The sequence below is a fragment of the Flavobacterium sp. Root186 genome, from assembly GCF_001428525.1.
Lineage (GTDB): Bacteria > Bacteroidota > Bacteroidia > Flavobacteriales > Flavobacteriaceae > Flavobacterium.
Genome location: NZ_LMHW01000010.1, coordinates 143,928 through 157,069 on the forward strand (window position 1 = coordinate 143,928; position 13,142 = coordinate 157,069).

At 28.0% G+C, this 13,142-nt stretch carries 14 protein-coding genes; all 14 read left to right on the top strand.

Going from position 1 to position 13,142, the window contains the following annotated elements; translation table 11 throughout:
• Entirely contained in the window at positions 1-687 is a 687-nt protein-coding gene (locus ASD98_RS04265) for a cytidylyltransferase domain-containing protein (protein ID WP_056200641.1), read from the top strand.
• A gap of 506 nt (positions 688-1,193) precedes the next feature.
• Positions 1,194-1,532, top strand: coding sequence for an acyltransferase (locus ASD98_RS04270; protein ID WP_128414781.1), 339 nt, complete (start codon positions 1,194-1,196; stop codon positions 1,530-1,532).
• A 30-nt stretch (positions 1,533-1,562) separates the two neighbouring features.
• Positions 1,563-2,816 (top strand): oligosaccharide flippase family protein, encoded by a 1,254-nt coding sequence (locus ASD98_RS04275; RefSeq protein ID WP_056200645.1) that lies wholly within the window; start codon positions 1,563-1,565, stop codon positions 2,814-2,816.
• A gap of 241 nt (positions 2,817-3,057) precedes the next feature.
• Positions 3,058-3,627, top strand: coding sequence for an acyltransferase (locus ASD98_RS04280; protein ID WP_056200649.1), 570 nt, complete (start codon positions 3,058-3,060; stop codon positions 3,625-3,627).
• A 1-nt stretch (position 3,628) separates the two neighbouring features.
• The gene (locus ASD98_RS04285; RefSeq protein WP_056200652.1) at positions 3,629-4,156 is read left to right on the top strand and encodes a DapH/DapD/GlmU-related protein; all 528 of its coding nucleotides are present in this window, start codon (positions 3,629-3,631) and stop codon (positions 4,154-4,156) included.
• A gap of 21 nt (positions 4,157-4,177) precedes the next feature.
• Positions 4,178-5,350, top strand: coding sequence for a sialidase family protein (locus tag ASD98_RS04290; RefSeq protein WP_056200655.1), 1,173 nt, complete (start codon positions 4,178-4,180; stop codon positions 5,348-5,350).
• A 75-nt stretch (positions 5,351-5,425) separates the two neighbouring features.
• On the top strand, positions 5,426-6,436 hold the full coding sequence (locus ASD98_RS04295; protein ID WP_056200658.1) for a hypothetical protein: 1,011 nt from the start codon (positions 5,426-5,428) through the stop codon (positions 6,434-6,436).
• A gap of 14 nt (positions 6,437-6,450) precedes the next feature.
• Positions 6,451-7,170 (top strand): glycosyltransferase family 2 protein, encoded by a 720-nt coding sequence (locus ASD98_RS04300; RefSeq protein WP_056200661.1) that lies wholly within the window; start codon positions 6,451-6,453, stop codon positions 7,168-7,170.
• Positions 7,171-8,286, top strand: coding sequence for an EpsG family protein (locus tag ASD98_RS04305; RefSeq protein WP_056200664.1), 1,116 nt, complete (start codon positions 7,171-7,173; stop codon positions 8,284-8,286). It begins immediately after the preceding gene.
• A 1-nt stretch (position 8,287) separates the two neighbouring features.
• The gene (locus tag ASD98_RS04310; RefSeq protein WP_056200667.1) at positions 8,288-9,166 is read left to right on the top strand and encodes a glycosyltransferase; all 879 of its coding nucleotides are present in this window, start codon (positions 8,288-8,290) and stop codon (positions 9,164-9,166) included.
• Between the two features lie 119 nt (positions 9,167-9,285).
• A complete protein-coding gene (locus ASD98_RS04315) occupies positions 9,286-10,074 on the top strand; it encodes a glycosyltransferase (protein WP_056200670.1) in 789 nt (262 codons plus the stop codon).
• 1 nt (position 10,075) lies between these two features.
• The gene (locus tag ASD98_RS04320) at positions 10,076-10,972 is read left to right on the top strand and encodes an NAD(P)-dependent oxidoreductase (protein WP_056200674.1); all 897 of its coding nucleotides are present in this window, start codon (positions 10,076-10,078) and stop codon (positions 10,970-10,972) included.
• Positions 10,973-11,037: 65 nt separating this feature from the next.
• Positions 11,038-12,153: a GDP-mannose 4,6-dehydratase gene (gene gmd / locus ASD98_RS04325; RefSeq protein WP_056200677.1), complete on the top strand. Its 1,116-nt coding sequence runs from the start codon at positions 11,038-11,040 to the stop codon at positions 12,151-12,153.
• 48 nt (positions 12,154-12,201) lie between these two features.
• A complete protein-coding gene (locus ASD98_RS04330; protein ID WP_056200678.1) occupies positions 12,202-13,134 on the top strand; it encodes a GDP-L-fucose synthase in 933 nt (310 codons plus the stop codon).
• Positions 13,135-13,142: the final 8 nt, after the last annotated feature.

Sequence of the window (13,142 nt, forward strand, 5' to 3'; positions counted from 1 at the left end):
ATGAAACCGTTAGTTGTAATTCCTGCAAGAGGCGGAAGTAAAGGTGTGCCTAAAAAAAACATTAAACTTCTTAATGGCAAACCTTTAATAAATTATTCAATTGAAGCAGCTCAAGGTGTTTTTGAAAATGCCATTATTTGTGTTACTACAGATAGTGAAGAAATAAAAGAGGTAGTTGAGAATACAACAAGTTTGAAAGTTCCTTTTCTTCGCCCTGACTTCCTGGCAACAGATGATGCAGGTACTTATGAAGTTTTACTACATGCAATAGATTTTTATGAAAAAAAAGGATATACTGCAGATATCTTGGTCTTAATGCAGCCAACATCTCCTTTTAGAACACATGCACATATTAAGGAAGCACTTAAATTATACACTGATGATATTGATATGGTAGTCTCAGTAAAAGAAACTAAATCGAATCCATATTATGTTCTTTTTGAAGAAAATGAAAAAGGATTTTTAGCAAAATCAAAGAAATCTGATTTTATAAGAAGGCAGGATTGCCCAGATGTATGGGAGCTGAATGGGGCTTTATATATTATAAATATACAATCATTACGAAATGGACCTATAGGATCATTTAAGAAAATGATAAAGTATGTAATGAATGAAACAGACAGTATAGATATTGATACTATGTTTGACTGGAAGCTTGCTGAGTTTTATTTGAATGATTCAAATTAACTTCAATAATATTTTAGTGTATATTATAGCGATTAGATATAATAGTTTAGATTACAGTTTAAGTTAATATTTTTTTAAACTTATAACAGAGAAATAAAAGTCTATAGGCTTGATTTTTAGACGAATAGAGTCTAATTGAGTGATGAAAGAACTAATATTTCAAGAGTCGGAATTAAACTTTTGAAGCTTTATCACTAGTGAAAAGAATATCATTAATTTGTAGAAGGTGATTTCTAGCTAAGAAAAGTTGAAAGTGACACGAGGTCTGGAGAAAATAATTGAACCAGAGAAAAACTATAAGATACCATATAGAAAGATATATATATAACAATTTGCATTTTTTTAAAGAGAGAATAATGAAGTATTTGATTATTAATGGAGGATGGAGAAACGTCTAAATAATTTGCAAAACAAGTAAAGGGATGCTTAATAACTGCTAAAAGTTATGACTTTTTCTATTCGAAAGAAAATTTTATTATTTTAATCGTTTTAAACAAGGGAAATTTATGAGACGCCTAGTTAATTTAGACTATTTAAGAGGGATATGTGCATTTGGCATAATGATTTTTCATTATACAGGATGGGGAAGTGGAGATGCAGGCTCATTTATAAAACCGTTATCCCTTTTAGGAGAAGCAAGTTATTCAGTTTATTTACTACATCCAATCGTATTTGCAATTGTTCAAATTATATCCAAACGATTTAACATTTCTGGACTTTATATTATTGCCATGTCTATTGTATCAACACTTATAATAAGTTACTTTGTTTATAAGTATTTCGAAAAGTATTTTATTAGAAGAGGAAACAATCTTAAACTTATTTTAAACTATAATGATAAATAAGAATGAAAAAGATTTTAATTTTTGATGAAGATGTTGAATAAAATAAAATCTTTAGTAAAAAAAAGAGAGGTTTTAAACTTTGCTAATTATTACATCTTTACAATAATTAATGCAGGAATAAGTATATTTTCGATTTCATATTTAACCAAAAATATAGTTCCCGAAGATTATGGAATGATTGGTATTTATACAAGTATATTATTTTTTATTCCATCATTAATATCATTTTCTGCCAATGGATTAATAGCGATAGAAATAGTTGATTTAGAATTCAATAAGTATTTGAACTTTAGGAATAGTTATATTTCATTTCTTCTGATTTCATTTTTAGCCAGCTCAATAATTTCATTCCTGTTTTCATTATATTTTAGTGAGTTTGGATTTGTAATTATTATGGCAACTACAATAGGGTTTATTCAGACATTAAGCTCAGTCCATAATACAGAACTTTTTCAATTCTCACAGCCAACCCGTTTTGGACTCATTTCAACGGGAACTGTTTTGGTAGGATTTGTTCTGACAGTTATTTTTATTTCGCTTTTTAATTTAGATTGGAAATCAAGAATTTTTGCTTTACTAATATCCGAGTTTATTTTTCTGATTATAAGATTTTATTTTCTAAGTTCAATTGGTAAGTCGTTTAGATTTAGCTTTGATAAAGAGCAATTTAAAATTATTATTTATTATGGCGCCCCATTAATATTTTCAGTTTTAGCCGGATGGGTGTTAAATCAGTCTGACAGATATTTCCTTTTGAATTTTTTTAGTCTTAAGGAAGTTGGTTTATATGCAGCCGCAGCAGGCATAGCATCTTTTATTGTTATGATTAATACAAACATGATTAAGGTAATTTATCCTTTAGTTTATAAAAAGCTAAGTAAACGAGAAGGGAAAAATTTTATATTAAAATTGACATTATATTATTCAATTTTAGTTTTAATAATTAGTATGATTTTTTGCTTCGGATTGTATTTTTTTGGTAACCTATTTTTAGGTCAAAAATACTTGTCAGCCATGCCTATAATATATATAATGTGTATTGCTCAAGCTTTCTTTGGTATTTATACTACAACAGGTTTAGTTATTGATTATTTTAAAATGACAAAACTTAAGACCATTTTAGTAGTTTCAAGTGCTATTTTGGTAATATTATTATCATTTACTTTAATTCCTTTTTTTGGAATTTATGGACCAGCTTTAGCCTCACTTTTATCTTTTGTATTTCTATCTGTATTGTCATTTTTTATCTCGTTAAGTTTATTTAAAAAGTATCAAATTACATAGATCATTAAGATGGAATATGATTACTTTGGTTAAATATTTAGATTGGCAATCAATTACTATTTGATATTACAAATATTTAATCTTTTTTTAAAGTTGTAAATTCATTCGATTAGCATAATTTTAACGAAATTATCCTAAATCGATTAATAGTGAATTGTTTTTCAAGAAATAAAACTAAAATCGGTATTATTACCAAGTTATCCGAACATCTTAAAAATGTAATTATTAATTCAAATTTTAAATGAGTAAAATTATTGTAAAACTAATTCTTTTTTTTAAAATTGATATTTTAATAACTTTTCTGAAAAATCAAATTCATTTAGCTGAAATTAATAGAATAGAACGAAAATCAGGAAATAAGATTAATTATGTTGATCAAGGTTTTGGAGGTGTTAAAATTATTAGTGTCAATGGAGATTATTCAAAATTCAAAATAGATAATACTAGTCATTTAAAATCTGATACCATTATCGAATGTTCAGGAGGAGTATCAATTGGAAAATATTTTCATACCGGCAGAGGACTAACTATTTTTTCTATTAATCATAATTATAAGAATGCTGAGGCAATTCCTTATGATAATAAAATAATTGATAAACCAGTCGTTATAAAGGATTTTGTTTGGTGTGGAGCAAATGTGACAATAGTTCCTGGAGTAGTAATAGGAGAGGGTGTAATAATTGCAAGTGGATGTGTGGTTACTAAAGATGTACCAGACTATGCAATTATAGGAGGGAACCCTCATAATGTTTTGAGTTATAGAGACATAGATGCTTTTTTGGAACTAAAAAGGGCGCAAAAATTTTATTAAAATGTTTAAAATTCTAAATAAAATACTTTCCATTTATAATGTTTTTTATTCTAAAAACCTTTTTAAAAAGGTTAATTGTGATATTAAATCAGTAATTATAGGCCCTGATTGTAATAATGGTTTTATTATTAATTCACCAGAAAAACTATATATTGACAATGGTACTGTAATTAATGGACAATGTTATATTAATGCCTTCGGCGGTGTTAAAATTGGAAAATTTTGTCACATAGGCAAAGGACTAACTGTTTTTTCTCATAATCATAATTATGACAGTCAGATCTCAATTCCATATGATAGTGCAGACAAATTAGCGCCAGTTGAGATCAAAGATTTTGTGTGGTGTGGAGCAAATGTAACAATTGTTCCAGGAGTCACAATAGGTGAAGGGGTCGTTATTGGTTCAGGAACTGTTGTCACAAAAGATGTGCCTGATTATGCAATAATAGGGGGGAATCCTCATAAGATTATTAAGTTTAGAGATATAGAAACTTTCCAAAAATTAAAAGAACAAAAAAAATTTTATTAACAGATTTAAATTAAATTTTGAATGAAATTAAGAACTACTTTTTATTATTTATTAATATTTATTATTAGTACTTCTTGTAGTGATGCGCAAGAATATCTTGAAGATTCACATGAAGTTGTAGTTAAAGAATCAAAAGATTTTGGAATACTAAAAGGAATACCATCTTCTTTTAAACTAGAAAAATATACTATCCTTGATCCAAATCCAACAGGAAAATACTTGGGAGGATCTGCTTTTGCATCTATTTGTAAAAAAAATGATAATGATTATTTAGTTGTTGCCATGGGCTATGGAAAATATGATGACTTTGCATTCTCTGAATTATTAAATTTTGATTTAAATATTCAAACGAAACAATTTACAGGAACATCACTTTTTCAGGAAAACTTGTCGAAAATTCAAACAGGAGGAAATTCACTTGTTAAATTGAATGACAAAGTTATCCTAAGTTTATTTTATGGCAAGGAAAGCACAAATAGTATTAATATTTACATGAAATCATCTGTTGATAATGGTGTAACGTGGTCAGGACCAAAAATGATAAATACTCTTAAAGATGTTTATCAGCATGCTGCAAATAATCGTGCAATTTTACTTTCATCTGGCCGCATATTATTGCCAATGGCAATTGGAGGAGCAGGTTCACAAAATTATATATTTTGTTATTATTCTGATGATAATGGAGATACATGGCAAAATACTAAGTTACTTTACACAAAAGGCAATTCCTTATATGAGCCATGTGTAGAGGAGTTGAGTGATGGAAGATTAATTATGACACTAAGAAATTCGTCTGGTAAAATTATATTTGCATTTAGTAATGATGATGGATTAACTTGGACAGATTTTGTGAAAAGTGATATAACTAGTCCTGATGCGCCTTCGACAATTGCAAAAATTCCGGGTAAAAACTTATTGGTTTTAAGCTGGAATAATACTGATAGAATATTTGACTATCATAACAGGTCACCTTTATCGTTAGCTATAAGTAAAGATGAGGGTAAAACTTGGAAATATCTTTTTGATATTGAGAATACATTAAATGTGGGGGCATATTATCCAACAATTAATTTTTCGAAAGATAAAATGTTAATTACTTACACAAAAAAAAATGTAGGCGATTCTAGATCAGTTGTTGTCTTTTCTGAAGTTTCAATATCTTCTTTGGAAGATTTATTAAATAAAGCTAACTGATACTGATTTTATGAATTTTTAAAGTAAATATTTAAATACTACATTTTAAATATTTTAATTTTTTCTCCTGTAAATATGATTGTTTTTTGCCAAGCACCAGCGGATATTCCGTATGTATTGTCTTTATATGAGAAATACAAGAATGAAGAAATAATATCAATTGTTGTAATAAATGTAGAAAATGTTTTTAAATTTATCAAAAGCTTAAATCTTGATTTAGATTCACTGGTTTTTATTCCTTATGCTTTAAAATCATTTAAGAGTCCTTTAGATATTATTAGAGAAAGAAAGAGAATTATAAAACTTAATAAAAAATATTTTGATTCTATAGCTGATACAAATGTTTATTTTTTTTCTCGATTTGAAGATTGGCTGACATCCTTCTTTTTAAAAGGTCTGTCAAAAAGGAACAAGATTTATTATTTAGATCATTATGATTTTTCGTCAGAATTTTTTGAAAAAAAGAAGTTGACCTTTAAATTAAGTATTTATAAATTAATTTATTTCTTACTCACAGGAGTTGATTTTAAATTGGAAATAATTGAAAAGATTCCAGAATTAAATTATGGTAAATATAAAATTGAACGAAGAGTCCCTCAAGTCAATAATGAAGTTTTTCAAAAATATCAATATGAAATAGATATTTTACAAAAAATAGAACCAATAGTTTTGTTTTTTGTCATGCCTTGCGAACCTACAATTTATAACTGTGAAAGCCATGACGAAATTCAGTTAAGTATTGTTGAATCTTTTAAAAAAAACAATTGGACTGTTGTTATAAAAGGACATCCTCGCTTGGGTGTTCCTGAGAATATAATGAATGTGGTTGACGTCGAAATACCCTCTTATATACCCGCAGAATTTCTGCAGATTAAAGATGTCAAAATGTGTGTTGGAATTATCACAACAGCATTAGCTCATTTCGCAACAAGTAGTGATATAAAAACATATTCATTAGTTAATTTGTTTCAATTCAGGAAAAATACTTCTTCAAAACTCTACACAGATTATCTGTCAGAAGCATCAAATAACCAAGTTAAGTTTTTTCAATCATTTAATGATTTTGAGAATAATATTAAAAATTAGTATTCAAAAAAGAGATGAATAAAATTAAAATTACTGTGGTAACAGTTGTTTATAATGGCGCGGATATTATAGAAAATACTATAGCAAATGTTATAAATCAAACATATGACAATATTGAATACATTATCGTAGATGGAGGCTCAAAAGATGGAACTCAAGATATAATTAGAAAATACGAAGAAAAAATTTCTCTCTGGAAATCAGAACCGGATAAAGGTATTTATGATGCAATGAACAAAGCGATTCAATTAGCTACCGGAGATTATATTTACTTTTTAAATGTTGGGGATAATTTTTATTCAAATAAAACGTTGGAGAACATAATCACTCAAAGTCAATATGAAGATGTTATTTATGGTAACACATGTATTAAAGATTTAAATAGTGAAAGAATTGCCAAAGCATATCCCTTAAACTTAGATTGGAAAACAATGCCTTATTGTCATCAAAGTGTTTTAATAAAAAGAACTTTTCTAATTAATAATCTTTTTGATTTATCGTATAAAATTGCAGCAGATTATAATCAGTATCACGAGTTGAAAAAATCTAAGGCTGTATTTAAATTTGTAGATGAAATTATATGCATTTATGATAATAATGGTTTTTCATCTCAAAATGCGAGACAAATGCTAAATGAATATACTGGTATATCCTTAAAAAATAACTCAGGGTTTTTAAAAAAAATAAAAATAAGATTGTACTTTTTTTTAAGAATGAACTTAAGAAAGATATAGATGGCTATTTATAATCTGATTTTTATCTTTATTTTCTTAATTAGTTTTGTGTCTGTATTTGTTAAAATTAATAAATACTACTCTTTATGTATTTTTTTTATATTACTTATTTTTGGAGTTTTGAGATATAAAATTGGTATGGACTATGAAAGTTACGAAGAAATTTTTGACACCATATTTAACAGACCAATGTCAATATCTGAAGTTGCTGATGTATATATAGAGCCAGGCTACGGAATTGCAATGTCTTGTTTAAAATATGTTGGATTAGATAAAATAGGACTCTTTGCTGTACATATGATAATATCTTTATATTTTACCAATAAAGCTATTTTAAAATATTCGTATAATCCATTTATATCCTGGTTAATTTTTTATGGTGTTTATTATGCTAATCTTTTTTTTAACGGTATACGACAAGGTTTATTTATTGCGATAATAATGTACCTTCTCCCTCTCCTTTTGCAAAAAGAAAAAATTACATTAACTTTTTTTAAAGTACTCGTTTTATCTTTTTTTCTAGGTTTTTTTGTTCATAAAACGGCACTCGTACTTCCTTTTCTTTATTTATTGGGATTGTTTGATTTTTCTCTCCAGAATAAATTTATTTTGTTAGGAGCTTCTATGATTTGGGCATTTGCAGGAATTGGAAATGTATTGATTCAGTTAGGAGGATTAGCTTTTGTAAAAGATGCGGGATATTTAGGGGTAGTTGATTTTTATACTCAAAATGAAACATTTGGCGCCGAAATTAAATTACTTAGTGTTTCAGTTTTGCACAGACTTTTGATCTTAATATTGGCGCTATATTTTTCAAAATTTCAATCCTCAAATATTATTTTTAAAAAAATGGTAAATATTTATTTTTGGGGTATTGTTATTTATTTTTTATTAACTCCTCTAGGGTATATGCTGGCTACAAGGGTTAGTATGAATCTTAAAGTATTTGATGTTTTATTGATACCATATTTTTTAATTTTCCTAAAAGAATATCCATTTAAAATATTAGGTCTTATACTAGTAAGTGCATGGTCGTTTGCAGTAATGCTTACCAATTTTTATATGCCGGGTAATTATCCTTACTACATTCCTTATCGTACAATCTTTAGCAAATAATATGCAAAAATTTGATCTTGTTTTTATTTCAACTTGTTGTAATCATGAATATATATATGAACTTGTAAAAAGTATTGTAGATAATAATCATAATCTTTCTGTCTATTTAGTAATAGTGAATCAAGATAATAATCCTATCAAAAATGTTACAAGTACAAATAATACAACTATTAAAATTATTGAGCATAATGCAAATGTAAATACATCAATTGCTAGAAATATTGCAATAAAATATATAATAGAAAATAATTTTAATTTTGATTTTTTAAGTTTTCCTGACGATGATTCTTCGTTTGATGATAGTTTTTTCAACGAAATCCATTCTAAAATTTTAAATAAAGATTTCCGAAATTTTATCATAGATGTTTATTGTACAGGGTCAAAATCGTTTTTCCGAAAAGTTAATTATCAAAATAATAAATTGTTAACAAAATACGATTATAATATTGTAGGAGCAGTAAACATTGTTTTAAACTATAAAACATTTAAGAACGTTTTATATTTTGATACTAGATTTGGAGTGAATGCTAAGTATGGTGCGGGAGAAGACGGTGATTATTTTATTCGCGCTACAGAAAAAGGAGATTTTTATTACACAAATGAACTTTATAATTATCATCCTTCGGGTGAAAGTAAGTTCAAGCTGTTCCCATATAAAAAATTAAGAAGTAGAATGGTGAATTATGGGATTGGTGTGGTTGCTCTATTAAGTAAACATAGAATGCATAAACATGCAGCCTTCTTAACCATTCGAGCGCTGGGTGGTACTGTAATTTATTTTGTAAAAGGTGAGTTTAAAATTTCTTTTACCTATTTCGAATCTTTTTTCGTACGGCTTTTCTATACTCTTAAATTCTTTATCATTAAACTTGAAAAATAGATTTTTTTAGATAATTATCTGATAATGTCTATTTACTATATCTTTATAAATGTGTAAAAGTTACATGAATTCTAAAATTTTTGTATTCTTTTGAAATTAATCTTGTTAAAATAAAAAAAATGTCTTTTAATATTACATCATGTATTGTACTATATAACAATGATATCAATATGTTGAAAGAGGCTATAAAGTCTTTTTTAAATACCCAGCTCGAGGTTCATCTATTCTTAGTTGATAATTCACCAACAGATGCACTAAAAATTTTAAAAGATGATGATAGAATCACGTATATTCATAATCCATCTAATCCTGGGTTTGGTGCGTCACATAATGTAGCTATAAAAAAAGCTTTTGAATTGAATTCTGATTATCATTTAGTATTGAATCCCGATATATATTTTGATAAAGGAATTATTGAAAAACTAGTTTCATTTGCAGAAAACAATAAAAATGTAGGACATATCATGCCTAGAGTAGAGTACCCTAATGGTGATCTGCAATATTTATGTAAAACAAATCCAACATTCTTTGATTTATTCGCAAGAGGTTTTATGCCAAATTTTTTAAAAAAGGTTTTTAGCAATCGCATGGATAAATATGAATATAAAAATCATGATTACAATGATATAATGTATAATATACCCTATTTGTCTGGTTGTTTTATGTTTTTAAGAACATCAACATTAAAAGAAGTAGGTTATTTTGACGACAAGATATTTATGTATTTGGAAGATGCTGATTTAACAAGAAGGTTTTTAGAGGTTTCTGAAACTGCATATTTTCCAGAAGCAAAAGTCTTTCACCATTTTGGAAAATTAACCCATAAAAAAATCAAATTTAAATGGATTACAGTTCAAAGTGCATTTATATATTTTAACAAATGGGGATGGTTAAAAAGCATTTATTAATATGAAAACGTTAATTACTGGATCTAGCGGATTTTTAGGTAAAATTATTAAAGAGAGCCTAAAGAATTATTCGATTTATGATTTAAACAGGAATAGTGGAAATTATCGTTGTTCTTTAGAGAAAGAAATTCCAGATTTCAAAGAAAGATTTGATTTGATTATACATGCGGCTGGTAAAGCACATAGTGTTCCGAAAACTGAATTAGAAAAGGAATTGTTTAATGAAGTAAATTATATAGGCACACAAAATTTATTAAATGCATTAGACAAAAGAGGTTTTCCTAAATATTTTATATTTATAAGTTCTGTAAGTGTCTATGGATTAGATTCTGGTGAATTAATAAATGAAGAAAAATCACTACTAGCAAATGATCCTTATGGATTAAGTAAAATTAAATCAGAAATATTAGTTGAAAACTGGTGTGAAGAAAATAATATTATCTGTACCATATTGCGACTCCCTCTTTTAGTTGGAAAAGATGCGCCTGGTAATTTAGGTGCTATGGTACGTTCTATAAAAAAAGGATATTATTTTAATATTGGAGGAGGTCGAGCTAAAAAAAGTATGGTTTTGGCTCTAGATGTGGCAAAAATAATTCCTAAAGTAGCTGAAATTGGCGGCGTTTATAATTTGACAGATGGTTTACATCCAAATTTCAATCAATTAAGCGAGGTTATTGCTCTAAGCTATAACAAGAAAAAACCCAGAAATTTACCATTATTTGCGGCAAAAATAATGGGAAAAATTGGAGATTTACTGGGGTCTTTTTCTCCAATAAATTCTTCTAAAGTGAAAAAAATAAATTCTGATTTAACTTTTGATGATGAAAAAGCTAGAAAGTTATTACAATGGAAGCCACAATCAGTTATTGAATTTATTTCAGAAGAAGCAATTTGAAACAAGATAGAGATTAACAGTTTCTATTTAAATAGATATAGAAATTAAAAAAATAAAATAAAAAAATGAAAATAGCTCTTATAACAGGTATTACAGGACAAGATGGTTCATACTTAGCAGAATTATTATTAGAGAAAGGTTATATGGTTCACGGGGTTAAAAGAAGGGCTTCATCTTTTAATACACAACGTATTGATCATATCTATCAAGATCAACATGAATCCCATGTGAATTTTAAGTTACATTATGGAGATTTAACAGATTCTACTAATATTATTCGAATTATTCAAGAGGTTCAGCCTGACGAAATCTATAATTTAGGAGCTATGAGTCATGTAAAGGTTTCTTTTGATTCACCAGAATATGTTGCAAATGTTGACGGTATTGGTACATTAAGAATTTTAGAAGCAGTGCGTATTTTAGGTTTAGAAAAGAAAACACGTATTTATCAAGCATCAACATCAGAATTGTATGGTGGCTTGGTTGAGAATAAAAATGAAAAAGGGTTTTATGATGAGAATTCACCTTTTTATCCTCGTTCGCCATATGGAGTAGCAAAAATTTATGGCTTTTGGATTACAAAAAATTATCGTGAAGCTTATGATATGTTTGCTTGTAACGGAATTTTGTTTAACCATGAATCACCGCGCCGAGGGGAAACTTTCGTAACCCGTAAAATTACTATGGCTACAGCAGCTATTGCATTAGGTGAACAAGATTGCTTATATCTTGGAAATTTGGACGCACAACGCGATTGGGGACATGCGAAAGATTATGTAGAGGCGATGTGGCGTATTCTACAACAAGATGTTGCTGAAGATTATGTTATTGCTATGGGAGAAACTACGTATGTACGTGATTTTGTTAAAATGTCATTTGCAGAAGTAGGAATAAGTATCGAATTTAGAGGTGAAGGGGTAAATGAAAAAGGATATGTTGCTGCTTGCAGTAATCCTGCTTATCAAATTGAGTTAGGTAAACAGGTTATTTCTGTTGACCCGCAATATTTTCGTCCTACCGAGGTTGACTTACTTATTGGAGATCCTACAAAATCTAAAACCAAATTAGGATGGGTTCCTCAATATGATTTGGCCGGATTAGTGAAAGAAATGATGGCATCTGATCTAGACTATGTTCAAAAAGGAAAAATGTTAAAAGAAATAAAATCGGTTAAATATTAATTTAAACAAAGTAGAATAATTTTAATCTTGAAAGAGAAATTTAGCATTATGAATTTAGATGACAAAATATATATAGCAGGACATCGTGGGATGGTTGGTTCAGCTATTTTAAGACAATTAAAAGCCAAAGGTTTTACCAATTTTATTTTAAAAACTTCCTCAGAACTTGATCTTAGAGATCAACAAGCAGTAGCTGATTTTTTTAAAAAAGAAAAACCCGATTATGTTTTCTTAGCAGCTGCAAAAGTTGGTGGTATAATTGCGAATAACACTTTCAAAGGCGATTTTATTTATGAAAATTTGATGATACAAAATAATGTGATACATCAATCATATTTAAATAACGTTACTAAATTGATGTTTCTAGGTTCGTCATGTATATATCCAAAATTGGCACCGCAGCCATTAAAAGAAGAATATATGTTAACCGGTGAGTTAGAACCTACAAATGAACCGTATGCAATTGCAAAAATTGCCGGAATAAAAATGTGTGATGCTTATAGGGATCAGTTTGGTTGTAATTTTATATCTGTAATGCCTACAAACTTGTATGGACCTAATGATAACTATGACTTAAAAAATTCACATGTATTACCTGCAATGCTTAGAAAATTTATTACGGCTAAGCGTAATGGAGATTCTGCTGTAACAATTTGGGGTACAGGAAGCCCTAAAAGAGAATTTTTGCATGCAGACGATCTTGCAGAAGCCTGCCTGTTTTTAATGGAAAATTATAACGATTCAGGATTGGTTAACATAGGAGTTGGTGAAGATATTTCAATTTTAGATTTGGCAATTTTAGTAAAAAAAATTGTAGGTTTTGAAGGTGAAATTATTACAGATCCAAGTAAACCAGACGGTACTCCTCGTAAATTAATGGATGTTTCTAAATTAACCGGTTTTGGATGGAAAGCTAAAACAACTTTAGAAGAAGGAATTCAAAAAGTTTATGATGAAATTAAAGATACTCATTGGGATTAATATAAATT